We start from the raw sequence: 26,141 nt of genomic DNA, 5'->3' as shown, positions 1-26,141 counted from the left end.
ACCCGCGTCGCGAACCCGTGCCCCACGGGCCCTCCTTGAGGGCCGATCGGCCCTCCCCGGGTACGCGCGAGCCCGAGAAGCTGGATCCGGCGGCCGGCCGGCAGGGCCGTCCCCCACAGGAGATCGGGCTGAAGCTCTACCTCGCGGAGAAGACCGTCAAGAACAACATCTCCCGGATCCTCGCCCAGCTCGGCGTCGAACGCCGTGTGCGGGTCGCCGTCATCGCCACCCGGACACGGTCGGCGGGATGACCGCACCGGTCGGGGCCGGGGAAGACCGCGCCGCCCCGCCCGCCGGCGGCCACGGGGACCGCGCGGCGGACGGAACGGCCCTCAGGCGGGCCGGCCGCCGTACGGCACGGTGATGAGCTCCATGAAGTGGCCGACGGGGTCGAGGAAGTAGACCCCGTGGCCGCCGTCATTGCGGTTCACCCGGCCGGGCTGCCGCCGCCGCGGATCGGCGTAGTGCTCGATTCCGCGCTCCCGGATCCGTGCGTACGCCGCCTCGAACTCGTCCCGCGACACCAGGAAGGCGTAGTGCTGAGGAGTGATGCGCTCCGCCGGGATCGCGGCGAAGTCCAGCGTGACGCCGTTGCTGAGGTCGACCGCGACGAACGGCCCCCACTCGGCATCTCCCGACACCTCCACGCCTCACCCAGCCGGTGACCGACACGCGATGTCGCCGCCAAGCCCAGCCATCGAGACGCGACGCGGGGAACGGGTGCGCCCCTCGGTAGGGTTCAGGCCGGGTCCGACCGCTCCGGCGGGACAACGAGCCCCGGAGGCACGGGATGTGTCCCGGTCGGAAGCGGTCTCGGCTGCGGCCGGACACGGAGAACCGACGTCGAGTGAGTGGAGAGTCAGTCATGCGTGGAGGCAGCATCGCCGTGGTCGGCGGGAGCATAGCGGGATGCGCCGCGGCCCTGGCCGCGGCGCGCGGCGGGGCCGAAAGGATCACGGTCTTCGAGCGCGCCGACGCCCGACTGCGCGACAGAGGCGTGGGAATCGCCCTCCACAGCGACCGCTACGACGAGTTGAGGGACGCCGGGTACGTGGCCCCCGAGATGCCCTGGGCTCCGCTGACCCGACGGGTGTGGAGCGTACGCGACGGGGACACGCCCCGCGGCCGGGCCGTCGCGGTGCAGCCGTTTCCGTTCCGCGCCTACAACTGGGGTGCTCTCTGGGGCGAGTTGCGCCGACGGGTGCCCGACCACGTCGACTACCGGTCCGGCTCACCGGTCACCGCCGCCGAGTCCGACGACGACGGCGTCACGCTGCTGCTCGCCGACGGACGACGGGAGCGCTTCGACCTCGTGGTCGGAGCCGACGGATACCGTTCGGTGGTCCGCGCGAGCATGTTCCCCGAGACCGGCCCGACGTACGCCGGTTACGTCGGCTGGCGCGGCACCTCCCGCGACGCGACCGGCCTCCCGTCGGACGGCCACGACGCGCACAACATCGTCTTCCCCGGCGGCCACTGCATGACGTACCGGATTCCCGACGGGCACGGCGGACAGGTGCTCAACTGGGTGCTCTACACCGCACCGCCGCAGCTCGACGGGGACCACCCCGACCTGCGGACGCCGACCTCCCTGCCGCCGGGCGGCCTCACCGCGCAGCTCACCGCCCGCCTGCGCGCCCTGGTCTCCGAGCACTTCCCGCCGTACTGGGCGGCCAGGATCCTCGGCACACCGGCCGAGTCCACCTTCATCCAGCCCATCTACGACCTGGAGGTGCCGCACTACACCGCCGGGCGCACGGCGCTCGTCGGGGACGCCGCCAGCGTCGCCCGCCCGCACATCGGCGGCGGCAGTGTGAAGGCGCTCCAGGACGCCGCCGCACTGGAGAGCGCCTGGTCGGCCGGGACCAGCTGGACGGAGGTCCTCCAGGCGTACGACGCGGCTCGCGGCGGCGTCGGGGCGGCCATGGTCGCCCTCGCCCGCCGGATGGGCGAGGTCCAGGTCGAGAACACCCCCGACTGGTCCGGCATGGCACAGCCGGAGTTCGACGTGTGGTGGCAGGACCAGAACAGGGGCTCCGACCGGCGCAGCGGCTTCGGCGGCCACAGCATCAAGGCCCCTTAGCCCGAGGGCGATTCGTGCGGGGCGGCCGGTGTGCGGACCGCCCCGCGCCGGGTGCCGTCACGGCCTCAGCCGGCGGTCGGCGCGAGTTCGAGCGCCGCGTGCAGGGCGGCGGGGTCGCGCCGGGCGTCCGCTCCGTCCAGGCGCAGCGTCAGCCTGCCGGACGTGAGGACCGTGATCGTACGGGCGCACTCGGCGGCCCGCGCCGGGCTCGGGGACACCAGCAGGACGGCCAGGCCCTCGTCCGCGAGCGTGGTCACCAGCTCGTACACCTGCCGCACCAGCGGCGGCGCCAGCCCCTCGGTCGGCTCGTCGAGCAGGAGCACGCTCGGCGAGCCGAGCAGCGCCCGCGCCAGGGCCAGCATCTGCTGTTCGCCGCCGGACAGGTCCGCCCCCCGGTTGCCCCGGCGCTCGCCGAGCCGGGGCAGAAGCTCCAGCACGCGCTCGGGGGTCCACACACGGGGGCGCGTCGTGTCGCCGCGGCGGGGCGGGCGATGGGCCAGCCGCAGGTGTTCGGCGACGGTGAGTCCGGCGAACACCCGGCGGCCCTGCGGAACGAGTCCGACACCCGCGCGTGCGATCCGGTGGGCCGGCTGCCCCGTCACGTCGCGGCCGTGGACCCGTACGCATCCGGCGCTGGGACGCGTCAGCCCGGCGACGGTGTGCACGAGGGTGGTCTTGCCCGCGCCGTTGTGGCCGATCACGGCGTGCACCGTGCCGGACTCCACCGACAGGGAGAGGTCGTGCAGGACGGTGCCGCCGTGGTAGCCCGCGGTCAGGCCGAGGAGTTCGAGCATCGGAAGTCGGTCATCCTCTCGGATCGGCACAGGGCGCGGCGGTGTCGGCGGCGGTGTCCGCCGGCTCGGGCCGCCGCGGGTCGCACTCGTCGCGCGCCGCGTCGTCGCTCGTGCCGTCGTCCCCGCCGCCGGCGGTGCGGTACGCGTCGCGGACCTCGGGGTGGGCCAGCGCCTCCCGGGTGGGCCCGGTGACGAGCACCTGGCCCGCCCTCAACACGGTGACGGTGTCCGCCAGTTCGGCGACGACCTCCACATGGTGCTCGACCAGCACCATCGTGACGTTCTCCGGAAGACCGGAGAGGAGGACGAGGAGGCGGCCGATACCGTCGTCGGTGAGCCCGGCCGCCGGTTCGTCCAGGAGGAGCAGACGCGGCTCGGCCGCCAGCGCGGCGGCCAGGTCGAGCATGCGCCGCTGCCCGTGGGAGAGCGTGGAGGCCGGCCGGTGCGCCAGCGCGGCCAGCCCGACGGCCTCCAGGCGGCGGAGCGCGGACTCCGTGTGCCGCCGGTAGCGGGACGGGCTGCGCCAGGCGCCGCGGCGCTGGGGATGGTGCTGCCAGCCGGCCAGTACGACGTTGTCGAGCACGGTCAGTTCGCCTGTCACCACGGGGTGTTGGAAGCTCCGGGCGATGCCGAGCCGGCTGCGCCGCGCGACCGGCGTGCGGGTGACGTCACGGCCGTCCAGCGCGATCGTGCCCCGGTCGGGCCGGTCGGTTCCGGCGATCAGGTTGAGCAGGGTGGTCTTCCCGGCGCCGTTGGGTCCGATGACGGCGTGCCGGGCGCCTGACGGAAGCCGCAGGCCGACGCCGTCCACGGCGGTCAGACTGCCGAACCTGCGGGTGAGGCCGGTGAGTTCCAGCGCCGGGGCGGCGGACGGCTCAGGGGCGGGCGTCAGGGGAGGTCCTTCATGGCCGGGCGTCATCAGGAGTCCTTCCCGTCGGGCGTCGGAGCGGGAGCGGAGGCGGAGGCCACGGCGAGCCGCTGACCGTCCGGCGGGCCGCCGGACGACGCCGTGCCGCGGTCCGGTCGGCCGCGCAGTCCCGACAGTCCCCGGGGCAGCAGGTACACGGAGGCGACGAAGAGGACGCCCAGCAGCAGGGGTCCGTGTCCGGGCCAGGCTCCGGCGATCCAGTCCCGGGTGATCACGATGAGTCCCGCGCCCAGCAGCGCCCCGATCACGGACGTCGTACCGCCGATGACGGCCGCCAGCAGGGCGAACGCGGCGATCTCGAACCCGACGTCGGCGGGGGAGAGGTACTGCTGGACCGTGACCATCAGCGAACCGCCGACACCGGCCAGCGCGCCCGCGCCGATGTGCGCGACCAGCAGATAGCGTCCGACGGGGTGACCGGAGGCGCGCATCCGGGCCTCCGCGCCCCGCGCACCGGTCAGCAGCTTTCCGGCGGGCGAGCGCAGCACGAGCAGGGTGACCGATACGGCGGCCACGGCCACCACGAGCGCGTAGGCGTACACCTCGGCCTCGTCGGTCATCCCGTCCCCGCCCCACGGCGCCCGGGTGGGCGGGAAGCCGACCAGGCCGTCCGCGCCGCCCGTCACGGACTTGTACTGGTTGACGACCGCGCCGGTCAGCTCACCGACGGCGAGCGTGATCATCAGTACGGTGGTGCCACGGGCCCGGATCACGGCGGGCCCGGTCAACGCCGAGAAGACGCAGGCCGCGAGCGCCGAGAGCACGATCTGCGCCGGGCCCGCCGTCCACCCGGCCTCCGCCAGGTTGGCCGTGGCGTACGCGCCGACGGCGAACGGCGCCGTCTGCCCGAGCGTGGGCAGTCCGGCGTGGCCGGTGAGGACGCTGACGCTGACCGCCAGCAGCCCGAGCGCCAGAGCCGAACCGGCCAGCGAGATGCTGTACGGGTCGAGCAGCGCCGGCAGGGCGACGAGAACGGCGAGGAGGACGAGCAGCGGGACGGCCTGCCCCGCCCCGGCCCGGCGCGTGAACCACCCGCGTACCGCGTCCGCCGCCGCGCCGCGCACCCGTGCCCGCACAGCCGTCGCGATCCGGCGGCGGAGCCGGTCCATCGCGTCCGGTGACGGGGCGGCGGGGCCGTGCGCGGGTTCCGGCTCCGCGAACCGGGCGCGGACCACCAGCACCGCCGCCATGGCGGCGAAGAGGAGGTACGGCGCCAGTTCCGGCGCCACCGAGACGCCCAGCGTCTGGACCTCGCCCACGGCGACCGCCGCGAAGAACGTCGCCCACAACGAGCGCAGCCCGCCGAGCACGACGACCACGAGCGAGAGCATCAGCACGTTCTCCGAGGTGCCCGGCCCGGGGCCGATGATCGGCGCCCCGAGCACACCCGCCGCCCCGGCCAGCGCACCCGCCGCCGCGAGGACCCCGGTGTGCAGCAGCCGGGGATCGCGTCCGGTGGCCGCGAGCATCTGCGGATCGTCGGCGGCGGCCCGGACCGCCGCACCCACCCGGGTCCGGGTCAGCACCCACGTGCCGAACGCGGCGAGCAGCACGGCCATCCCGATGAAACCGAGCCGGTAGGCGGGATAGCGGTGGCCCAGGAGCGTCACGGAGGAGTCGAGCACCTCGGGAACACGCACGGGCAGCTCGTCCGCCCCGAAGACCTGGATGAGCAGATCACCGCCGATCAGGGCCAGCCCGAACGTCAGCAGCGCCTGGGCGAGATGCCCGCGCCGGGCCAGCGGCGCGGTCGCCGCGGACAGGACCACCCCGGCGACGCACGCCGCGGCGGTCCCCGCGGCCAGCCCGAGGACGAGACCGCCCCACGTCCCGTCGCTCAGCGCGGCCCCCGTGTAGGCGCCGATCGCGTACAGCATGCCGTGCGAGAGGTTCAGTACGCCGGCGGTGCCGAAGGCGAGGCTCAGACCGGCGGCGACCACGAACAGCAGCAGCCCGTAGGCCACGCCGTCCACCGCCGGCACGAGGTGTGCGTCCAGGAGTTCCACGTCAGCCGCCGAGCGTCGCCAGATCCTGGACCATGACGTTGGCCAACTGGTTGCCGTCCGGACGGACCTGGCGCAGGTACCAGGTCTGCACCGGTGCGTGCGCCTTGTCGCTGAACTCCCAGGCGCCGCGCGGGCTGTCGATCTGTCCCAGGTCCGCGATGGCCTCGTTGATGGTCTGCGACGTCACCTCGCCGCCCTTCGCGGCGTCGGCGATCGCCTTGTCCAGCACGGCCGCCGCGTCGTAGGACGCCATCGCGAACGTGGTCGGCTGCGTGTCGTGCTCGGCCGTCCAGTCCGCGGCGAACGTGCGGTTGGCCTTGTTGTCCAGGTCCGCCGCGTAGTTGAGGACCGAGTAGATGTCCTTCGCCGCGTCGCCCTGGGCCTGGAGCGCACTGCCCTCGGTGACGAACGCCGTGTACAGCGGCAGATCGGCGATGTCCGACTGCGCGTACTGCTTGGCGAAGTCGATCGCCGCCTTGCCGGCGTAGAAGCAGTAGACCGCCTTGGCGTTCGTCCTGGCTATCTCCGCGAAGTACGGCATGAAGTTGGTGGTCTTCGGGAACGGCGTCCAGGTGGTCTTGCCGCTCGGGTTGGCGAGCTTTCCGCCCACCCGCTTGAACTCGTCGGTGAATCCGCGCAGTTCGTCGTGACCGCCCTGGTAGTCGGGGCCGATCGCGTACACCGGCCCGTCGACCTTCTCCTTGACGTACGGGGCGATGGCCCTGCCCGGTTCATCGGACAGGTAGCTCGTCGTCCACACGTACTCCAGGTCCTTGACGGGCGGCCGGCCGTTCGATCCCAGGAAGGGGATCTTGGCCTGGTTGATCAGCGGAAGCACCGCGTTGACCGACCCGCCGCCGACCAGGCCCGTGAGGACGTCGACCTTGTCCTTCTTCACCAGCTTGGTGGCCGCGGGAACGGCGGTCGGCGGCCCGTCGCCCTCGTCCGCGACGATGAGCTCGACCTTGCGCCCGCCGAGCTTGTTTCCATGGGTGTCCAGGTACAGCTCGAAGCCCGCCCGCAGCTCCGTGCCGACCTGCTTGTAGGTGCCCGACAGGGAGGCCACCAGGCCGATTTTCACCGTGCCGTCGTCCGCGCCGCTGCCGCCGCCGCACCCGGTGGCGGCCGTCAGGCCCAGAACGAGGGCGGCGGCGCCGACCGTGCGGAATCTGCGATGGCGGGCAGTCGCTGTGTCGAAGAACATGAGGACTCTCATCACGAGGAGTGGGGGAGGGGAGGAACACACCGAGGAGGGGAACACCGGGGGGAGGAACACCGACCCGCCGTGGGGCGGCGGGCCGGACGCCGGCCGCACGGTCGGACGGGGGAGCCGGACCGGGCAGCCGCCGGGCGAGTGGCCCGGGTCAGCGCGGGACCGGGCTGCCCTCGTCGCGGACCCGGGGGGAGAGCGCGTCGCCGACCTGGTTGATCAGCTCGGACATCATGTAGCTCACCTCTCCGATGTCCGCGTCCCGGGTGGTGGTCACCAGCAGGGAAGCGCCGCTGGAGACCGCCATCGAGAACATGTAGCCGCCGTCCATGGCGGTGAGGCTGTGCTCGACCGGGTCCGTGTTCGTCAACTGGGCCGCGGCGGACAGCAGATTGACGACGCCGGAGGCGATGGCGGCGAGCCTGTCCGCGTCGTCCCGCTCCATGCCCGTGTACGCGAGCGCCAGCCCGTCGACGGACACGGCTATCGCCGCGGTCACCTCGGGGATGCGCCCGGCGAAACCGCTCAGGATCCAGCTGAGATCGGTGGGTGAGGTCATTACTTGCTCCGTTCGGGGGCGTCGTCTGTGGTCGAGCGCCCGCGCTGGTTCGTGCTTCTGCTGATTCCCTGCGCGTAGGCCGCCAGGACGTCGGACACCTGGCGGGAGTCCCGGCGGCGGGGCGACGACGTACGTGGCGAGGCGGCGTTGGACCGCTGTTCGGCGCCGTCCCGCCTGGCCGGTGCGGGCCTGTGCTGCGGCGTGCCGCGCCGGCGCAACGGCAGGCCCGACGCGCTCACACCGGCGACGTGCGAGGCCGGCTCGTCGTGCGCGGGACGCGGATCGGGTGCGGCGTGCCGCGCCCGCTCGTGCCGCTCCGCGGCGGACCCCTCGTCGTGGCGGCCCCGGGCGGGAGCCCCGCCCGCACCGGCCGGATCCGGCCGGTGCGGGCCGCCGGGCCTGCCGGGCGGGGTGATCGGCCGCGGGGTCTCGTAGCGGACGTCGCCGCCGTGCCCGCGGCCCTGCGTGCTCTGCGGCGCCGTCACCTTCGGGGCCGGCGCGAGCACACCTGCGGGCAGGGTGACCTCGGCGATGGTGCCGGGTCCCTCGGAGTCGCGCAGTTCGACGACGATGCCATGGCGTGCGGCGAGCCGTGCCACCACATGCAGGCCCATCGACCGCACGTCCGTGATGCCCGCGCGGGGCTCGCGCAGCGCCGCGTTGTGCAGGAGGCGGCGGTCCGCCGGTATCCCGACGCCCTCGTCGACGATCTGCACGACGGCCCGGTCCGACAGCCGCCACACGGTGACCCCGACCTGCTTCTCGGGCGGCGAGAAACGGGTCGCGTTGTCGAGGAGTTCCGCCAGGATGTGGGCCACGTCGTGCACCGCGCGGGCGGCGATGCCGATACCGGCCTCGACGACGCCGAGCGACACGCGGTCGAAGCGCTCGATCTGCTGGGCCGCCGCGACGATGGCGGTGGAGCAGTCGACGTCCTGCGGGCGCACCCGTGCGTGTCCGTAACCACCCAGCACCAGGAGGTTGTTGGTGTTGCGCTCCATGCGGATGGCGAGGTGGTCGAGCGCGAAGAGGGTCTTCATGCGCTCCGGGTCGGCCTCGTCGCGCTGCACCGCGTCCAGTTCGGACACCATGACGGTGGTCAACTGGGCGCCCCTGCGCGCCACCCGCACCAGGGTCTCGGCGAACTGATCGTGAACGTGCGCCTGTTGCGCCGCCAGCCGGACGGCCTCGTGATGGACGGCGTTGAACGCCTCGCCGACCTCGCCGATCTCGTCCTCACCGGTGGCCGTGACCGGGTTGCCGGTCCGCTCGGCCACCTGCTCGGGTGTGGCGCCGCTGAGCGCACCGGGCTGGGACAACTCGCTCATCACGGCCGGCAGTCCGACCTGGGCGACCTCGCGCGCGGCGTTCCGCAGATCGCGCAGCCGGTGGATCATCACCCGGCCCAGCCGGACCGCGACGACGACCGCGCCGACCAGGGTCAGCAGCACCAGGGCGACTTCGCCGCCGGCTATCCAGACGAGCGTGGTGCGGGCCTCGGACACCGTCGCGAGCACCGACGCGTCGACCCGCTTCTCCACCGTACGCAGCAGTGTCAGCCGGTCCTCCGCGGCGTCCTGCCACTCCTTGGGGGTGACATCGATGTCCTTGGTGGTGCCGGTGCGCCCGATCCGGTCCTCCAGCCGGCGGGCCTCCAGAGCCTCGGCGCCGGAGAGGGTGCGCTCCAGCCAGGTCCGCCATTCACCCGGGCCGAGGTCGAACATGACCCCGATCGAATCGGTGTAGCCGAGCCGGCCCGCGTCGAACGTCCGCTGGGAGGCCGCGGTGAAGCCGCCCGCCGCCTGCGCCCTGGCCACGGTGACCTGCTGTTGCGCGGTGTGCTCGGCCGCCTCCGAGAGCGCGGCTGCCGCGCGTACGCGGTCCGCGATCTCGGAGTCGACGCCGTCGGCCTGCGCGATGCCGTCGCGGTACGCGATGAGGTCGGCGATGACGATCCGGTACCCGAAGGCGAGCGCGGAGATCGTGCTGCTGCCCGAGCGCACCTGAGCGCGCAGCGCGGGCATGTCGTCGATGAAGCGCTGGATGCGGTCCAGCGCGCCCTGAGCGTTGCCGGGCACTTCCGACAGACGCCCGAGACGACCGCGGAACGCGGCGACGCTCTCGTCCGTCGCGGTGGACCGGGCGCGGAAGGTCTCCGCGTCGCCGTTGCGGGAGACGAGCGCGGTCGCCGCGGCCCGCTCACGCTGCAAGTCGTGGGTCAACCGGCCTGCCAGGGAAGCGACATCGACCATCGCGGTGAGCCGATTGGCCTGGAGCGCCTGGTTCGTCGCCGGCGCGAGAGCCAGAACCGAGAAGGTGACGGCCACGGTGAGGGGTGCGGCGACGAGCAGGGCGAGACGGCGATTGATCTTCACTGCGCGGCTCCCTCGTGGGAACCGGTGTCCAGTATCAGTGGCACGCAGATACCTGTTAACGATCGTGGGGGGTTGGGGAACGACGGCGCTTCGTCCGCACCGATTCGGAAGGGGGAGGACTCAAGGTGCGGCTTGATCCTATGCCGTAATCCGGCAGCCACCGACCCGTCCGGCGTCGAAGAACTGGCGAACTCGCCAGTAGGGAAAGTTGGTGTCGGGGTGACTGGTGCTGCCGGGGCGAGTTCGAGTGGGCACAAGCGGAATGTGTGAGATCAGGCGGTCGCGCACGTCTGACCAGCATCTTAACCCTCGATATGCATGATGATAATCCTTAGCGGAATGAGTGGATGGATGCGGTGAGACGCTAATTGTTTCCCATTCAACCGCCCGGATTCGTTGTTGCTGAATGGTCAGATCCTGCGATCGGCGCAGGTCTTCCCGGGTGCACTTTCGGTCATTCGCAATGCGTGCGCAGGGGATACGTGTGCCCTTATGGGCGGTCAAGGGCGCTATAACCAAAGACAAGATGACGAGCCGTCATAGTTCGGTACGAACAGGGTCATCCCTCCGACGTCGGGCCGGGAGCGCGGCGACCGCTGGGCGGACGGGGGCCCGCCGAAGTCGCCCTCGCGACCGGGCGTTCCCGCCGGGGTGCGGCCGGAGAGGCCCAAGATGCGCCTCGGGCGTTCAGGGACGACGGTGGTAGGAGACCGAGTGGCCCCTACCTCCTGGAGAGTCATGATCGTCAAGCAGTTGCATGAGAAGGGTCTGACGTCCGAGCACGCCTACACCGCGGCGTTCGTCTCGATCGGCCTCTCCGTCGTCTCGTGGTGCGGGTCGATGAAGGCCGAGGCCGCCGGAACGGCGCGTGCCGACCGGTGGGGCATCTTCGTCGGCGAGTGGGCGCCCACGTTCTTCGCCCTGGGCCTGGCTCTGGCGAACTACGAGCGCGACCACAGCCCGCTGCACTCCGCGACCCACTGACGCGGTCGACCGCGCCGCGGACCGCGGCGCGCTCCCGTGCCGCAATCCGCCGTCCTACGCGTCGAGCCCGCGCTCGTGGCGGTCGACCGCATCGCGTACGGCGTCGACGAACCCGTTCCAGAAGTGGGCCTGGCGGGCGGGGCCGACGCCCGCGGTCTCCCTCCGCCTCGCCGCGCCGTCGAAGTCCCCGAACATCGCCGTGCGCAGGGCGGTGGATATTTCGAGCTGAGCGCCCGCCGCGCTGCGGGTGCGGTTGACGATGTTCGCGGGATCGTCGCCGTTCAGCGGGCTGCCGGAGCCGGCCACGGTCACCGTCACCTCCAGTTCGGGATCGCCCGTGCCGGTCGTCAGTCCGTGTCTCGTGAAGGCCGCCTTGAGATTGCGCGTCAGCCGCTGGTCCCGGCCGCCGATGAGGATCTGCTTGGCCGGGCCCGTATCCGGGCCGAAGCCGTGCAGGGAGACGGCGTAGAGGTTGGCGGCGCAGACGGCCAGCGCCGCCGGGTCGTCGCAGTTGGTCGAGGTGACGTGGAGCTGTGAGGAGGACGCCAGCCCCTCGAACATCCAGTAGTCCCGCTGCGGCACTCCCGCCACCGGAGCGGGCGGTGTCGCTCCCGCCCCGGTGAGGGTGTAACCGGCGATCGCGAGGCACAGTTCACTCGTGCCCCCTTCGATGCCGCCGCCGTGCGGGGCGATCACCGCCGTGCTGCGGACCGGCTCGCTGCCGCCGCTCGCATTGTCCAGGAGATCGGGGCGCGTGCCGCAGCGGAAGCGACGCGCCCAGTGGACGCCCTCCTGATACGTACCGCTGCTGTACAGCGCGGTGTTCGAGGCGAACTCGGCCTCGGCCGCCGCGGCGGAAGCGCCCTTCCCGGCAAGGTCGTTGAGGATCGGCAGACCGGCGGCGGCAGCCGCCACGGAGGTCAGGACGGCGCGTCTGCGCGTGAGGTTCATCCGTTGATCATGTCGGACGGGCCGGCTCGACGCAGCCGTCACAGCGACTTTCGACGCCCGGCCTCTCCGGACGCGGAACAGCGCGGGCGAGGACCGCGCCCGCCGGACCGCCGCCCGCCCCGTGTCCTCCTCGGCGGGTGTCCCCGGCGGGAAGACGCGACCGGGAGTCGTAGTGTCGACGCATGCCCGAGCTCAGCCACCGTCGGAAGCTGCTGGTGCTGGCGATCTGCTGCATGAGCCTGCTCATCGTCAGCCTCGACAACACCATCCTCAATGTCGCCCTGCCCTCCATGCAGCGCGAACTGCACGCTTCCGTGTCCGGGCTGCAATGGACGATCGACGCCTACACGCTCGTCCTCGCCTCGCTGCTGATGCTGTCGGGATCGACGGCCGACCGGATCGGCCGCCGCCGCGTCTTCAAGACCGGCCTCGTCCTCTTCACCATCGGCTCGGCGCTCTGCTCGGCGGCGCCGAACCTCGAATCCCTCGTCGTCTTCCGCATGGTGCAGGCCGTCGGCGGATCGATGCTCAACCCCGTCGCGATGTCGATCATCACCAACACCTTCACCGAACCGCGCGAGCGCGCCCGCGCCATCGGAGCCTGGGGCGGCGTGGTGGGCATCTCGATGGCGGCCGGCCCGTTGATCGGCGGGCTGCTGGTGGACTCCGTCGGCTGGCGGTCGATCTTCTGGATCAACCTGCCCATCGGGGTGGCGGCCCTGCTGCTGACCTGGCGGTACGTCCCCGAATCGCGGGCCGCCAAGCCCCGCCGCCCCGACCCCGTCGGCCAACTCCTGGTCATCGGCGTGCTCGGCGCGCTGACCTACGCCATCATCGAAGCCCCCTCCGCCGGCTGGACCTCACCCTTGATCCTGTCCTTCGTGGGGGTCGCGCTGCTGTCCCTGGCGGGCCTCATCCGCTACGAGCCGAGGCGCGCCGAGCCGCTGATCGACCTGAGGTTCTTCCGCAGCGCCCCGTTCAGCGGGGCCACGGTCATCGCGGTGGCCGCTTTCGCGGGACTCGGCGGATTCCTGTTCCTCAACACGCTCTACCTCCAGAACGTACGAGGACTCTCCGCCCTGCACGCGGGTCTCTACATGCTCCCGATGGCCGGCATGACCTTCGTCTGCGCGCCGCTGTCGGGCCGCCTGGTCGGCAGCCGCGGTCCGCGTCTCCCGCTCCTGATCTCCGGGGCCGCGATGACGGCGAGCGGAGTCCTGTTCGCCGGGTTCGACGCCGAGCGCGACACCGCGTTGCTGTTCACCGGCTACGTGCTGTTCGGTCTGGGCTTCGGCGCGGTCAACGCCCCCATCACCAACACCGCCGTCTCCGGCATGCCCCGCTCCCAGGCGGGCGTGGCGGCGGCCGTGGCCTCCACCAGCCGCCAGATCGGCCAGACGCTCGGTGTCGCGGTGGTCGGCGCGGTGCTGGCGGGCGGGGCCGCGGCGACGGTGGGCTCGGCCGCGTACCGCACGGGGTTCACCGACGCCAGCCGCCCGGCCTGGTGGATCATCACCGGCTGCGGTGCGTGCGTGCTGCTGGTGGGAGCCCTGACGAGCGGCTCCTGGGCGGGGCGCACCGCGCGGCGCACGGCGGAACTCCTGGAGCCCGTCAAGGAGACGGCCGCCACGTCGGCCGGCCCCGGGCGGGAACCCGGCGCCGGTGGGTAGGCCGGTACCCGCGCCGATGCCGGAGGCCCGCGCTTGGATCCCGGTAACTAAGTTGATTAGTATGCGTGCTCCGGCCTCCGCACGGTCGATCACCCGCCCGGGGTGTCGGCGGAGGCGTCGCTGAATCCGCAGTCTTTCCACGGAACTCGAGGGCCCGGCCCGGCCCTTGAGCAGCGGCCGAGGGAGAAGGAGCTCGCCGCAGTGGCGTCCCACCGTCGTCCTAAGCAGTCGAACCACACGTACGCCTCCGTACTCACTGCGACTGCTGCGGTGAGCGTCGTGATGTCGGCGCAGTCGGCCTCGGCCGATCCTCTCCCGGACCCGAACAAGAAGGGTGTGCAGGCACAGATCGACCGCCTGTACGAGGAAGCCACCCAGGCCACGGAGAAGTACAACGGGGCGAAGGAAGCGGCCGACGAGCTCCAGGGCGAGGCCGACAACCTCCAGGACACGGTGGCCCGCAAGCAGGGCGACCTCAACGAGCTTCGCCGCCAACTGGGCTCGGTCGCCACCGCCCAGTACCGCTCCGGCGGCCTCGACCCCTCCGTCCAACTGCTCTTCTCGGCAGACCCCGACGCCTATCTGGACCGGGCCTCCGGGTTCGACCGTCTCAGCGCCCGGCAGTCGGAGACGCTGGAGCGGTTCCTCGACCAGCAGCGGGCACTGCAGCAGCAGCGCAGCCAGGCCGGCGAGAAGCTGGAGAGCCTGGACGACACCCGCCGGGAGCTGGGGAACAAGAAGAAGGAGATCCAGGGCAAGCTCGCCGAGGCGCAACGGCTCCTCAACACGCTGACGGCGAAGGAGCGGTCCAAGATAGCCGCCGAGGAGGAGCGGGCCAACCGCTCCAGCGAACGGGTCGAACTCGGCGACGAGCCGAGCGCGTCGGGGCGCACGGCCTCCGCGTTCGACGCGGCGAAGAGCAGGGTGGGCATGCCCTACGTGTGGGGAGCAGCCGGGCCCGGTTCGTTCGACTGCTCCGGTCTCACCTCCTGGGCCTTCCGCCAGGCCGGCGTCTCCCTGCCGCGCACCTCCCAGGAGCAGGCGAACGCCGGGACCCGGATCAACTCCCTGAGCGCGCTGAAGCCCGGAGACCTCATCATCATGCGGACGGACCTGAGCCACGTCGGCTTCTACGCCGGGAACGGCCAGATCCTCCATTCGCCGAAGCCGGGTGCGCAGGTGCGCTACGAGTCGATCGCCCGCAGCGGCATGCCCTTCATGTGGGGCGTACGGATCTGATGGCGCGCGGGCGTCCCCGGACTCCCGGAACCGAGAACGGCCCGAGGCATCGCCTCGACGAGTGGGATCCGGTCGGCGTCGCCGACCTGGTGCGCGACGAGTGACGTATCGGCGGCCGTCACCCCAATCCGGCGTGGCACGCCAGCAGTACCGGGAGAAGCGGGACCACGGCCGCGCCGGCGCCGACCGCGCACCGCAGAGCGGGGTGGGCCCGGTGCGCGGGCACGAGCACCCTCTTCAGCCGGGCCAGCACGGTCGGTCCGCCCGCGGCCAGGGCCCCTCGCGGCGCTTCGCCGGACGCCAGGGCGAACATCGCCGCCGCCAGCGCGTTCCGGGAGCACCGGCGCAGCGCGCGGTCGTCGGCGGCCATCTCCAGCAGCAGCGGAACCTGCTGCCGCACCTGCCGGGCCAGCGGCAGACCGGGGAACACCCGGGCGAACGCGCCGGCCGCCGAGAGCACCAGGTGGTGGCGTCCGGCGATGTGGGCGCGCTCGTGCTCGACGACGGCGCTCAGCTCCTCGCCGGACAGCAGATCGACGGCTCCGGTGCTGACGACGATCCGCGGGCGGCGTCCCGGCAGGCAGTAGGCGGCGGGCGCGGTGTGCTCCACCACCGTGGCGTCGAAGGACGCCGACCGCCGGCCCACCTTGTCCAGGACGTCACGATGCCTGGCCCGGGCGGCGCGCGCCCGTACGGCGTGGGACACGAAGCCCGCCAGATGGGCGGCGATCAGGACCACGACGGCCGCCGCCCCCGCCGGAGCGAGCGCGCTGTCGGCGGTCGAGGCCCATTCCAGCGCGGCGCGGCACGAGTACAGGAGTCCGTCCAGGTGGGCCCCTGGCGTGGGGAGGTGCAGCGCCGCCAGCGAGAGGCAGAGGGAGAAGGAGACGGCCAGCGCGAACCAGGCGGCGACACCCAGTGCGGGCGAGCGCTGGGGCCACCTGCTGCGCAGCAGCGCCGCCGGGGCGAGCGTGCCCACGGTGGCCGCGTACGCCACCAGCGCGGGGGCGGCGTTCACAGCTCGGTGCGGCCGGAGGCGCGCAGTGCCTCGCGCAGCGCCGCGACCTCGTCGTCGCTCATCCGCTCGACGAAGTGGACGAGGGCCGCCGAGCGGTCCCGGCTGGCCCCCAGAGCGTCCTCCATCAGCGCCGCCGAGTACGCCTCGCGGCTGCGCACCGGGGTGTAGAGCCACGCCTGCCCCTGCTTCCGCCTGGTCAGCCAGCCCTTGTCGTAGAGGATGGTGGCCACGGTCATCACCGTGGTGTAGGCGGCGGAGCGGCGCAGGTTGATGTCGTCGACGACCTCGCGCACGGTCGCCGACCTGCCCCACTTCCACAGGCAGTCCATGATCTCCGCCTCAAGCTCGCCGAGCCGACGCATGCCCCGCCCTCTCCTTGTGGTCCGCGGATCCGCGGACCACATCATAGGTTCGCGGACGTTTCCCCCTACCTCTCCTCGGTTTCCCGTCCCGGCCCCCGTCGTGAGCCACGCCGCCGTCAGGTGTAACGCGGAGAACCGGGGGCACGGAGAAGCGCGGGCCGGTGGAAAGGGCGATCGTGGAGACGCACCCGGTTCTGATCGCGCGAGAGGGCGGCGGGGCCCTCGGCAACCGATGACCAGCGAGACGGCGAGGAGTGCCACCCATGCACCACGACGCGATGCCCCTGCCGACAGGCGTGAGACCGCCCGGCGAAGCGTTCCCGCCCCCCGCCGGCCGGGGCGGGCACCACGACGCCGCCCACCACTCCGCAGCCCGGTTCGTCCGCTTCGCCGACGACCTGACGACGGGCGCCGCCGAGGCGCCACTGCCCGGTGGCGGACGGACCGCAGCGCGGTTCGACGCCCTGGCGGCGGTGGCGGAGGATGACCTGTGCGCCGCCCGACTGGTGGAGGGCCATCTCGACGCCGCGGCGATCCTGTCCGAGCTGGACCACCGGCCCGTGGCGTCCGGGGAGTACTGGGGCGTCTGGGCCGCCGAGCCTCCGGGCTCCGGCCTCACCGCCACGCGCGCCGGGGACCGCTGGGTGCTCGACGGGGTCAAGCGGTACTGCTCCGGAGCGCACACCTGTACGCACGCCCTGGTCACCGCCATGGCCGAGGACGGACGGCGGCTCTTCGCGGTCCGCACGGGCATCCCCGGCGCGCGGAGCGCGACCGGGCCCGCAGCGGACGCTGGCCCGGCCCGGTGCCGCCCGGTGGCCGGTACGTGGCAGGCGGTCGGCATGGCCGGCAGCGACAGTCCGGACGTCCGCTTCACCGACGTGCCCGCCACCCCGGTCGGCGAGGTGGAGGCGTATCTGCGCCGGCCGGGCTTCCACCACGGCGGGGTCGGCGTGGCCGCCTGCTGGTACGGCGGGGCGCGGGCCGTGGCCCGGGTGCTGTTCACCCGGGCCGAGCGGCGTGCCGACCCGATCACCGACGCCCACGTCGGCGCGGTCGACCTGCGTCTGCACACGGCGGGCACGGTGCTGCGCAGGGCGGCCGAGGAGATCGACCTCGATCCGCTCGACGCGACGGGCACCGCCGAGCTGCGCGCCCTGCGCGTCCGCGCGCTGGTGGCCGAGATGTGCGCCGAGGTGCTGGACCACGTGGGCCGTGCGACGGGCGCGGGTCCGCTGTGCCACGACGCCCGCCACGCCCGCGCGGCGGCGGACCTCACCGTCTACGTGCGCCAGCACCACGCCGAACGCGATCTCGCCGCCCTGGGCGCGCTGATCGCGCGCGGCGGCGAGGACGAGCGGTGAGCGCCGTACGAGGGCCCGGCTCCGAGGAGCACGCCGACCCGATCCAGGCCCCGGGCACCGACGAGGAGCGCTGGCGGGCCTGGGACGGCTGGGAGCGGCTGCCGGAGTTCACGCTGCCGCGGGCCGGCCGGGTCGTCGTGGTGGCCGCCCACCCCGACGACGAGGTACTGGGCGTGGGCGGGGCCGTCGCCCGCCTGGCGGACGCCGGTCTCGGCATCACGGTGGTGTCGGTGACCGACGGCGAGGGCTCCCACCCCGGCTCCACCGTCGTCAGCCCGCGGCGGCTGGCGCGGCTGCGCGCCCGCGAACTGCTCGCGGCGCTGGACGAGCTCGGAGCGGCCCGCGCCGAAGTGGTCCGGCTGAAGGTGCCCGACACCGCCGTGAAGGACCACGAGGACCGGATCGCGCGGGAACTGGCCGGCCTGGTGTCCGGCGCGGCACTCTGCCTGGCCCCGTGGACGGGAGACGTGCACGGCGACCACGAGGCGGCCGGGCGGGCCGCACGGGAGGCCACCCGCGCGGCCGGTGTGCCCTGTGCCCTCTACCCGGTGTGGATGTGGCGCTGGGCGGAGCCGGGCGACACCCGGGTGCCGTGGCACCGGGCCTTCCGCGTTCCGCTCCCGCCGACGGCGCACGCGCGCAAACGCGCCGCCGTCGACCGGTTCGACACCCAGATCAGGCCGCTCGGCCCCGCCCCCGAGGACGCCGCGGTCCTGCCGCCGGACGAACTGGCGCACCATCTGCGCCCCTGGGAGGTGCTCTTCGTATGACCCGGCCCCGCACGCCCGCGACGTACTTCGACGCCATGTACCGGGACGCCGAGGACCCGTGGAGCCTGGCCGAGCGCTGGTACGAGCGGCGCAAGTACGACCTGACCGTCGCCGCGCTGCCCCGGCCCCGCTACCGGAGGGCCTTCGAACCGGGATGCTCCGTCGGCGAGCTGACCCGCCGACTGGCCGGCCGCTGCGACGCGGTGCTGGCCTGCGACCGGGTCGAAGCTGCCGTCGAAACGGCCCGGCGTCGCACCGCCGGCCTTCCGAACGTCTCCGTCCACCGCCTGCTGCTTCCCGAGGAATGGCCCGAGGGCTCCTTCGACCTGATCGTCCTGTCCGAACTGCTCTACTACCTGGACGACGCCACGCTCGACGCGTTCCTGCGGCGCACGGTGTCGGCGCTGGAGCCGGAGGGCACGCTCGTCACCGTCCACTGGAACCACGAGGTGGCCGACCACCTCACCACCGGCGACGGCATCGCACGACGCGTCGGCGCGCAGCCCGGTCTCGTCCCGCTCGCCGACCACCGCGAACCGGACTTCGTCCTCCAGGTCCACCAGAAGACCACCGCCGGCGGCCACCGTCCGGCCGGTGTGGCCGCCCGGGAGGGACTGGCGTGAGCGCCGCCGACCCGGACGCGATCGCGGTCGTCGTCCCCGCACACGACGAGGAGGCGCTGCTGCCGGCCGCGCTCGCGGCCATCGCACGCGCGGCCCGCCACGCCGACCTCGACCGCACCCGGGTGCTGACCGTGGTCGTGGCGGACGACTGCCGCGACCGTACGGCCGCGGCGGCCCGACGAGCCGGGGCGCTGGTGGTCACCACCGACTGCCGCAACCCCGGCCGGGCCCGGGACGTCGGCGTCCGCCACGCCCTGGCCCGCCTTCCCGTACGCCGGTCCGCCCCGTGGATCGTCACCACGGACGCCGACAGCGTCGTGCCCCGGCGCTGGCTGGCCCACCAGCGGGCCAGAGCCCGGGAAGGCTGGCAGGCCGTCGTCGGCACCGTCGCCCTGCCGGCCTCCTCACCGCTGGCCGAGCCCCACCGCACTCTGTACGAGGCGACCAGGCCGCCGCGGGGGACACCCTGGTCCCATCCGCACGTGCACGGCGCCAACCTCGGCGTCAGCGCGGCGTCCTACCTCGACGTCGGCGGCTTCCCCGCCCTCGCGGCCGGTGAGGACCGGGCACTCGTCGAAGCCCTCGAACGCCGGGGCCACCGCGTGCTCCGCACCGCACGGTGCCCTGTCCTCACCTCACCGCGTCTGCGCGCCCGCGCTCACGGCGGGTTCGGCGACTACCTCGCGATGATGCCCCGCCCGGCCGACGCCTGACGGCGAGGAGCATCCCGAAGGGCAGGCCGCCGGCCGCACACCCCACCGGCCGCCTCCAACCGGCCCGGTCAGCCGGCGCCGCAGGGCTCCACGTCGGGCCGGACCGCAACCGGCGGCGCGACCACGGGCCGCTCGCGGTGCCACCGCAGGGCCCCGAGCGTGGCCGAGACCGCCACCAGCGCCCAGAGCGCCACCGTCATCCCCACAGCCGTCCAGCCGTCCCACACCCGGCCCGCGAGATATCCGACGGCCAGCGGTGCGGCCACCACACCGGCGAGCTTCGCCGCGCCGAACGGAATCCGGGACGGGTAGGAGAGACCGCGGGCGATACGGCGAGCCCGCCGGGCGCTGCCGAACGACGCGAGGAACGCCACGATCGACAACCAGACACCGACCAGGGCGAGTCCGGCGAACATGGTGGCCGACTCGTCCGGCAGAGCGGGAAGCGTCTCGCTCACCCCGTCACGGCTGACGGAGACCTGCACGTCCCGCCAGGTCCGGACCTCGATCGCGTCGCCGGGCCGGACGATCGCCGCCAGCTCGCCGTCCGCCCTGAGGTTCACCGCCCGGTCGGCCGGCGGCGGAACGGGCTCCCGCAACCGCACCCGGAACACCGTCGTCCTGGCGCTCTTGACGCGCTCGGCGGAGAGCACCTTCCCTCGGACCGTACGCACGCAGTCCGATTCCGCCGCGTCCGACCCCGCCGCCCCCGCCGCTTCCCGGCCGACGCACGGCCGTGCGTCCAGAAAGGACCGCTCAGTAGCCACTCGGGCGGGCACCGCCAGCCCCGGGGCCGCGGACGACCCCAGTAACACCACTCCGAGCACCGCCCACGCCGCGACACGCAGCCACGGCCTCCCCGGCCGCCCCCGCCGCGCCTTCTCCACCGTCCGCACAGTCGTCTTCATCATCTTCACTTCCCCCTTCACTCAGGAAGCATTGAGCCACACGCCGACGACCAGGCGACAGGACACGAACCGGCAGTGTCGAGCCCCTGTCCGGTTGCCGGAATACGGCAATCAAGGGCGGCCGGGGCCCTTCCGGGTGCGTCGGCCGTGGCGTCGGCGGAAAGGGTGCGATCCTCGACCCGGCGTCCCTGGCATACACGGCACCTCCGGCATTCCCGTCGCCCCGAAAGGAAGGCACCCATGGAACGAGACCGCGCCGTGAGCGACATGGACGCTCGGCCGCTGAGCGGGGAGAGCGTCGCGGCCTGGAGCAGGCTCCGGGAGGAGACCGAACGCGTCGACCGGACCGGCGCGCACGTCGGCGCCACGGACCTGGCCGAGATCCTGGCCGCCCCGAATCTCGACGCGCGGCAGGACACGCTCGGGCTCTGGGACGGGCCGCGCCTGGCCGCGTACGCCGTGCTCCACACCCCCCACGGCGCGGTGGACGTCGCCCGTTTCCAGGGAGACGCGGCGGTCCACCCCGAGTGGCGGCGGCACGGCCTGGGGACCCGGCTCGTCGAGTGGCTGGAGGAACGCGCCCGAGCCCAGCACGCGGCGGAGCGGGAGCTGTCGGCCCTGCCGGGCGAGCTCCTGCTGGAGGGCAAGGCCGGTGACGGGAACCTGCTGAGGCTGACCGAGAAGCTCGGATACACCCCGTGCCGCTGGTGGTTCGACATGAAGCGGCCGGTGGGCGACGCCCCCGCCGGCTCCCCGGCCGACCGCGACGGCACCCGGCCCATCCCCTATGAGGCCGTTTACGACGAGGCGGCACGGCTCGCGCACAACGACGCGTTTCGCGACCACTGGAACTTCGTCCCGATGGACCCCGCGGACTGGCGCACGTGGGTCACCGGCACCGAGTCGTTCCGGCCCGCGCTGTCACGGCTCCTGATGGCGGGCGACGAGGTGGCGGCCTACCTGATCGCACACGAGAGCGAGGCGGAGACGGCCGCGACGGGCCGGCGGGACTGCCATGTCAGCCTTCTCGGCACGAGACGCGCCCGGCGCGGACGCGGTTCGGCGCAAGCGCTGCTGACGGATGTTCTGCACGCGGCGGGCGACGCCGGATACGACACGGTGTCGCTGGTCGTCGACACCGACAACCCGTCGGGCGCGCTGGGGATCTACGAGAACGCCGGGTTCGCGGTCGACCGGAAATCCGTGACGTACGCCCGCCCGTTGAACGGCCCCGGCCGGACCTGACCGGCGGCGACGGCCGAGGCGACAGCCGAGGCGACAGCCGAGAGGGGCCGCCGGTCAGTCAGCCGACGGGCTTCCGCCACACGGCCGTCCACGACCTCGACGCGGTTCGAGCTCGTCGCCCGCGCGGCTACGTCGTGCGGCGACCGGGTCGCGCGCCGAACTCCCAGGACTCGATGTCGCGGTAGCGGATCGGCCCCGGACCGCGGCCGATGTTGCTGCCGACCAGGTGAAGGCGCTCGGCCGGCCACGCGCACCCCGAGAACCCCGCCAGGCCCGCGGCGGCCTCCGCGATCGCCGAGTGGTCGCCCCTGCGGGAACGGGCCAGCGTCAGATGAGGACGGAACGGGCGTTCGGCGAAAGCGACGCCACAGGCCCTGACCAGGGCGCGGACGTCCGTGGCCAGCGCGTCCAGCCCCGCGAGGTCACCCCCGATCCCGCTCCACAGGACCCGCTCGTCGAAGTGGCCGCCTCCGCGCAGCGCCAGCCGCAGCGCTCCCCGCCGTGCCGCGAGCCCGGCGAGCGGGGGCATCAGGAGCGGGACCGAGGAGACCGGCAGCTCGCCGAGGAAGGCCAGAGTGATGTGCCAGTCCTCCACGCGGTTCCACCGCAGGCGCGGATACGCCGCACAGGCGGGGTGCAGCGCCCGCTCCAGCTCCCTTTTGGCGTCGTCGGGCGGGGCGAGCGCCAGGAACACGCGGGTGGTCGACGGCGGCGGCCGTTCGCCGACGAGCGGTTCACCGGCGGCTTCGGGTGTCTCGTTCACCCGCCGTACGGTACTGACCGCCGACGACCTGGCGGGCACACGGGCCCGGCCCGCGTTCCGCGGAGTTCGAAGGCGAGCGGCCACGGACGGCGTCACGGCCCGCGCGGCGTACGGGGCAGCCCCCCGTTTGTCCGGTTTGATCGTCGGGTACCCGCACGCGGCGTCGCAGCAGCAACGGAGCGCTGTACCTCAGGAGGGACGTGCATGAGCCGCAACGACCTGGCAGGCGCCGCCACCATCACCACCAAGGTGCCCTCAAGACTCGACCGGCTTCCCTGGTCGCGATGGCACTGGATGATCGTCATCGGGCTCGGCACGGTGTGGATCCTCGACGGTCTGGAAGTGACCATCGTCGGCAACATCGCGAGCCGGCTGTCGGAGGACGGCAGCGGACTGCCGATCACCGACGCCCAGGTCACCGGCGTCGCGGCGGCGCTCTACGTGGCGGGCGCCTGTGCGGGCGCCCTCTTCTTCGGCTGGCTGACCGACCGCTTCGGCCGCAAGAGGCTCTTCCTCGTCACCCTCGCGGTCTACCTCATCGCCACCGCCCTGACCGCGCTGTCCTTCTCCCTCTGGTGGTTCCTGCTCTTCCGCTTCCTGACCGGTTTCGGCATCGGAGGCGAGTACGCGGCCATCAACTCGGCCATCGACGAACTCATCCCCAGCAAGTACCGCGGCCGGGTGGACCTGATCATCAACGGCAGCTACTGGCTGGGCGCGATGGGCGGAGCCCTTCTCTCCGTACTCGCCCTCGACACGGACATCTTCCCCAAGGACGTCGGCTGGCGCCTGACCTTCGCCCTCGGCCTCGTCCTGGGGCTGGTGATCCTCCTGGTGCGCCGTCACGTACCGGAGAGCCCGCGGTGGATGTTCATCCACGGGAAGTCCGAGGGCGCAGAGGAACTGGTCACCGAGGTCGAGCGCGAGATCGAGGCAGAGAAGGGCCGACCGCTGCCGGAGGCCGAGACCGAGATCACGATCCGCCAGAGGCGCGGTGTGGGCTTCCTGGAGATCGGGAGGACCGTCTTCCGCGACTACCCCAAGCGGGCGACGCTCGGCTTCTCGCTCTTCATCGGCCAGGCGTTCCTCTACAACGCGATCACCTTCGGCTTCGGCTCGATCCTGGTGAGGTTCTTCGGCGTCTCCAGCGGGACGACCGGCTACTTCTTCGCCGTCATCGCCTTCGGCAACTTCCTCGGCCCGCTGCTGCTGGGCAGGCTGTTCGACACCTGGGGCCGCCGCCCGATGATCGCGGGAACGTACATCCTCTCCGGCGTGCTGCTCTTCGTCACGGCGGCCATGTTCGGCGCCGGCTGGCTCACCGCCACCACGATGACCCTGTGCTGGTGCGTGGTCCTCTTCTTCGCCTCGGCGGGCGCCAGTTCGGCGTACCTGACGGTCAGCGAGATCTTCCCCATGGAGACGCGCGCCATGTCGATCGCCTTCTTCTACGCCATCGGCACAGCGGCCGGCGGCATCTCCGGACCGCTCATCTTCTCCAGTCTGACGTCGAGCGGTGTCGTCGCGGACGCCGTGCTCGCGTTCTGCATCGGGGCCGCCCTGATGGTGCTCGCGGGCCTGGTGGCCGTGTTCTTCGCGGTGGCCGCCGAGCAGAGGTCGCTGGAGGACATCGCGACGCCGCTGTCCGTGGTCGGCGCGGACGACACCGGCGGACCGGGCGGAACCGCCGCCGGCACGGGAGGGAAGCCCGGCGCACCGCCGGGCGCCCCGACGGCCTGACGGCGGACATAAGCCGCAGGGAACACCTGTCGGTCACCGGGCATCGCCCCGGGGTGACATTCTTCGGATTGCCACTGCACATCAGCGCCCCCTGGGTCGTCGTTCTGGATGAAGGCGCACTCCGGCGCACTCCCGGGCACACACCAGCCGCAGCCCGGACCTTCACAGGAGAGGGGCCAACGTCTGTGACGACCCGACTCGCAGGAGACCTGACGATCCTCGCCGCCCCGGCGCGCGGACGCGGGGGAGCGGCCGTCGCTCCGCCGCGCACCGCGACGGCCGCGGTGGTCGGGGCAGACGTCGACGGGACGAGCCGCCACCGAGCGCGCGGGGACGGCCGGTGACGAAGAGCCGCAGCCGCGACACCTCCGGCGCCCAGCACGTGACCCCGTCGCACCCGGACCTCTCGTTCACGGCGTTCCACCAGATGAACCGGGCCAACTACGTCCACTACGCCGAGACGTTCCTCCACCACCGCCAGGACGCCGAAGAGGCCATCGACAGCACCTTCGAGCAACTGCTGCGCAGCTGGGACCAGGTGCTGCTCAAGGAGAATCCGGCGGCGTACGCCTGGACCGTCATGCGCAACAAGGTCATCGACCACACCCGGGCCCGCGCGCGCCGGCCCCCGCTGATCGACGACGCCGCCTTCGACACGGTCGCCCTGCGCGACGCCGTCGACCCCATCGGTCAGATCACCGAATCCCTCGCCCTCTTTCGGGCCATGCGCCGGCTGACCGACCGTCAGCAGGACGTCATGGTGATGACCTACCTCCACGGAATGAACGCGCCCGAGGTCGCCGCCGTACTCGGCATGACGAAGGCCACGGTCCGCTCCACGGTCCGTCACTCCCTGCGCAGACTCCGGGAGATCCTCGGGCCCGACCGCACCATGGAAGGACAGCGATGACGCCCCACGTCGACGAGTTCCTCTCCCGAGCCCGCCTCGTCTCCACTCCGTACACGCAGGACGACATCGACGCGGCCGAAGCACGTGTCCTCGCCCGTCTGCACGCCTACGACACGGCCCCGCCGCCCGCGATCCCGGCACCACCGGCCGGGCCCACCGCACACGAGGCCGCCCAGAACCTCCAGACCCTCTGCGAGACCGTGGTCACCCACACCGCCGCTCTGCGCACCCTGGACACCTTCCTCACCCCCCAACTCCCCGAACCGTCCGGCGCACGGGTCCTCGGGTGCATCCTCCAACTCGCCGAGTCCGAGGAGAACGCCCGCTTCTGGTGGCAGTACGCGGCCGGGGCCGGGGACCCGGCCTCCGCCTACTGCCTCTATCTCCACCACCTTGCCCTCGGCGAGCACGGGCCGGCCCGGTGGTGGCACGAGCAGAGCGAACTGCTCCGGAGCGCGCCCTCCACCGACGCGTCCGACGACCCTTCCGGCGGCGGACCGGCGGACGACTCCGACACGCCCGACGACGTGCCCTATGACGTGAGCGCCGCGCTCAAGGCCGTCACCGCGACGGACGCGAGCCTGCTGCCCACCGCCCTGCGCATCCTCGGCGCGCTCAAGACGGATTCCGCACCCGTGCCCGCCGAGGTGGGAGCCGTCCTCGACTACGTACCGGCGGCCGTCGGATACGTCGACGACTTCGACCTCCCCCTCACCGACCCGGACTTCACCCACCACATCCGCAACCTCATCGGTGCGGACCCCGCACAGCAGGCGCGTTCCCGGCTGGCGCACGACGGCCTCCAGCCCAGACCCAAGAACTCCCGGCCCCTGATCGCGTCCGCCCGCCGCCACCCCATCAGGGCGTGGGAATGAGGACCCGCCCCGGGGACGGCCGACACCCAACGGCGGGCCCCCGCGATCGCG

At 72.9% G+C, this 26,141-nt stretch carries 23 protein-coding genes and 2 pseudogenes; 13 read left to right on the top strand and 12 right to left on the bottom strand.

The window, feature by feature from the left end; genetic code table 11:
• Positions 1-116: 116 nt before the first annotated feature.
• Positions 117-251, top strand: a pseudogene (locus tag EES43_RS00425) (LuxR C-terminal-related transcriptional regulator); the annotation flags it as partial.
• An 81-nt stretch (positions 252-332) separates the two neighbouring features.
• Here the strand turns inward: EES43_RS00425 and EES43_RS00420 are convergent.
• Positions 333-650, bottom strand: a pseudogene (locus EES43_RS00420) (VOC family protein); the annotation flags it as partial.
• Positions 651-865: 215 nt separating this feature from the next.
• On the opposite strand from EES43_RS00420, the gene EES43_RS00415 reads away from it, so the two are divergent.
• Positions 866-2,083, top strand: a complete 1,218-nt coding sequence (locus tag EES43_RS00415) for a Rossmann-fold NAD(P)-binding domain-containing protein (protein ID WP_124266768.1) — start codon at positions 866-868, stop codon at positions 2,081-2,083.
• A gap of 65 nt (positions 2,084-2,148) precedes the next feature.
• Here EES43_RS00415 and EES43_RS00410 read toward each other — a convergent pair whose 3' ends face one another.
• From EES43_RS00410 to EES43_RS00385, 6 genes are all read right to left on the bottom strand, one after another.
• On the bottom strand, positions 2,149-2,877 hold the full coding sequence (locus tag EES43_RS00410) for an ABC transporter ATP-binding protein (RefSeq protein ID WP_124266767.1): 729 nt from the start codon (positions 2,875-2,877) through the stop codon (positions 2,149-2,151).
• A 10-nt stretch (positions 2,878-2,887) separates the two neighbouring features.
• The gene (locus EES43_RS00405) at positions 2,888-3,796 is read right to left on the bottom strand and encodes an ABC transporter ATP-binding protein (protein ID WP_124266766.1); all 909 of its coding nucleotides are present in this window, start codon (positions 3,794-3,796) and stop codon (positions 2,888-2,890) included.
• Positions 3,796-5,811 (bottom strand): branched-chain amino acid ABC transporter permease, encoded by a 2,016-nt coding sequence (locus tag EES43_RS00400; RefSeq protein ID WP_124266765.1) that lies wholly within the window; start codon positions 5,809-5,811, stop codon positions 3,796-3,798. The genes EES43_RS00405 and EES43_RS00400 overlap by 1 nt, the downstream gene beginning before the upstream one ends.
• Position 5,812: 1 nt before the next feature.
• Positions 5,813-7,015: an ABC transporter substrate-binding protein gene (locus tag EES43_RS00395; RefSeq protein WP_124266764.1), complete on the bottom strand. Its 1,203-nt coding sequence runs from the start codon at positions 7,013-7,015 to the stop codon at positions 5,813-5,815.
• Between the two features lie 160 nt (positions 7,016-7,175).
• Entirely contained in the window at positions 7,176-7,580 is a 405-nt protein-coding gene (locus tag EES43_RS00390) for a roadblock/LC7 domain-containing protein (protein ID WP_124266763.1), read from the bottom strand.
• Positions 7,580-9,955: a sensor histidine kinase gene (locus EES43_RS00385; RefSeq protein WP_124266762.1), complete on the bottom strand. Its 2,376-nt coding sequence runs from the start codon at positions 9,953-9,955 to the stop codon at positions 7,580-7,582. Before EES43_RS00385 ends, EES43_RS00390 begins: the two co-directional genes overlap by 1 nt.
• A 738-nt stretch (positions 9,956-10,693) precedes the next feature.
• Here EES43_RS00385 and EES43_RS00380 point away from each other — a divergent pair.
• Positions 10,694-10,939, top strand: coding sequence for a hypothetical protein (locus EES43_RS00380; RefSeq protein WP_124271720.1), 246 nt, complete (start codon positions 10,694-10,696; stop codon positions 10,937-10,939).
• Positions 10,940-10,993: 54 nt separating this feature from the next.
• Here EES43_RS00380 and EES43_RS00375 read toward each other — a convergent pair whose 3' ends face one another.
• A complete protein-coding gene (locus EES43_RS00375) occupies positions 10,994-11,890 on the bottom strand; it encodes a poly-gamma-glutamate hydrolase family protein (RefSeq protein ID WP_124266761.1) in 897 nt (298 codons plus the stop codon).
• A gap of 182 nt (positions 11,891-12,072) precedes the next feature.
• Between EES43_RS00375 and EES43_RS00370 the strand changes: the two genes are divergently transcribed.
• Together EES43_RS00370 and EES43_RS00365 are read left to right on the top strand one after the other, a co-directional pair.
• Positions 12,073-13,560, top strand: coding sequence for an MFS transporter (locus tag EES43_RS00370; RefSeq protein WP_124266760.1), 1,488 nt, complete (start codon positions 12,073-12,075; stop codon positions 13,558-13,560).
• A gap of 201 nt (positions 13,561-13,761) precedes the next feature.
• Positions 13,762-14,799 carry a C40 family peptidase gene (locus EES43_RS00365; protein ID WP_124266759.1) on the top strand — a complete coding sequence of 346 codons (1,038 nt, stop codon included), beginning with the start codon at positions 13,762-13,764 and terminating at the stop codon, positions 14,797-14,799.
• Between the two features lie 118 nt (positions 14,800-14,917).
• Here EES43_RS00365 and EES43_RS00360 read toward each other — a convergent pair whose 3' ends face one another.
• Positions 14,918-15,817 carry a M56 family metallopeptidase gene (locus tag EES43_RS00360; protein ID WP_124266758.1) on the bottom strand — a complete coding sequence of 300 codons (900 nt, stop codon included), beginning with the start codon at positions 15,815-15,817 and terminating at the stop codon, positions 14,918-14,920.
• The gene (locus EES43_RS00355; protein WP_124266757.1) at positions 15,814-16,179 is read right to left on the bottom strand and encodes a BlaI/MecI/CopY family transcriptional regulator; all 366 of its coding nucleotides are present in this window, start codon (positions 16,177-16,179) and stop codon (positions 15,814-15,816) included. The genes EES43_RS00360 and EES43_RS00355 overlap by 4 nt, the downstream gene beginning before the upstream one ends.
• 263 nt (positions 16,180-16,442) lie before the next feature.
• On the opposite strand from EES43_RS00355, the gene EES43_RS00350 reads away from it, so the two are divergent.
• From EES43_RS00350 to EES43_RS00335, 4 genes are read left to right on the top strand one after another with little or no spacing between them, the layout of a single operon-like run.
• A complete protein-coding gene (locus EES43_RS00350; RefSeq protein ID WP_241192301.1) occupies positions 16,443-17,543 on the top strand; it encodes an acyl-CoA dehydrogenase family protein in 1,101 nt (366 codons plus the stop codon).
• A complete protein-coding gene (locus EES43_RS00345) occupies positions 17,540-18,313 on the top strand; it encodes a PIG-L deacetylase family protein (RefSeq protein ID WP_124266756.1) in 774 nt (257 codons plus the stop codon). Before EES43_RS00350 ends, EES43_RS00345 begins: the two co-directional genes overlap by 4 nt.
• Entirely contained in the window at positions 18,310-18,936 is a 627-nt protein-coding gene (locus EES43_RS00340; protein WP_124266755.1) for a class I SAM-dependent methyltransferase, read from the top strand. Before EES43_RS00345 ends, EES43_RS00340 begins: the two co-directional genes overlap by 4 nt.
• Positions 18,933-19,649 (top strand): glycosyltransferase family 2 protein, encoded by a 717-nt coding sequence (locus EES43_RS00335; protein WP_124266754.1) that lies wholly within the window; start codon positions 18,933-18,935, stop codon positions 19,647-19,649. Before EES43_RS00340 ends, EES43_RS00335 begins: the two co-directional genes overlap by 4 nt.
• A 68-nt stretch (positions 19,650-19,717) precedes the next feature.
• On the opposite strand, the gene EES43_RS00330 is transcribed toward EES43_RS00335, so the two are convergent.
• Positions 19,718-20,323, bottom strand: coding sequence for a hypothetical protein (locus EES43_RS00330; protein WP_124266753.1), 606 nt, complete (start codon positions 20,321-20,323; stop codon positions 19,718-19,720).
• Between the two features lie 474 nt (positions 20,324-20,797).
• On the opposite strand from EES43_RS00330, the gene EES43_RS00325 reads away from it, so the two are divergent.
• Entirely contained in the window at positions 20,798-21,802 is a 1,005-nt protein-coding gene (locus tag EES43_RS00325; RefSeq protein ID WP_124266752.1) for a GNAT family N-acetyltransferase, read from the top strand.
• Positions 21,803-21,929: 127 nt separating this feature from the next.
• Here the strand turns inward: EES43_RS00325 and thpR are convergent, their stop codons facing one another.
• Positions 21,930-22,565, bottom strand: a complete 636-nt coding sequence (thpR, locus tag EES43_RS00320; protein WP_124266751.1) for an RNA 2',3'-cyclic phosphodiesterase — start codon at positions 22,563-22,565, stop codon at positions 21,930-21,932.
• A gap of 204 nt (positions 22,566-22,769) precedes the next feature.
• Between thpR and EES43_RS00315 the strand changes: the two genes are divergently transcribed.
• The 3 genes from EES43_RS00315 (at position 22,770) to EES43_RS00305 (ending at position 26,090) form a co-directional block, all read left to right on the top strand.
• Positions 22,770-24,305, top strand: coding sequence for an MFS transporter (locus tag EES43_RS00315; protein WP_124266750.1), 1,536 nt, complete (start codon positions 22,770-22,772; stop codon positions 24,303-24,305).
• A gap of 340 nt (positions 24,306-24,645) precedes the next feature.
• On the top strand, positions 24,646-25,215 hold the full coding sequence (locus tag EES43_RS00310) for an RNA polymerase sigma factor (protein WP_124266749.1): 570 nt from the start codon (positions 24,646-24,648) through the stop codon (positions 25,213-25,215).
• Complete coding sequence (locus EES43_RS00305) at positions 25,212-26,090, top strand: hypothetical protein (protein WP_124266748.1); 879 nt, start codon at positions 25,212-25,214, stop codon at positions 26,088-26,090. Before EES43_RS00310 ends, EES43_RS00305 begins: the two co-directional genes overlap by 4 nt.
• The last annotated feature ends 51 nt before the right edge of the window (positions 26,091-26,141 follow it).

Source organism: Streptomyces sp. ADI96-02 (assembly GCF_003846185.1).
In the GTDB taxonomy this organism is placed as follows: domain Bacteria; phylum Actinomycetota; class Actinomycetes; order Streptomycetales; family Streptomycetaceae; genus Streptomyces.
Note: the sequence above shows the minus strand (reverse complement) of the source record. Positions and strands in the feature narration are given on the sequence as shown.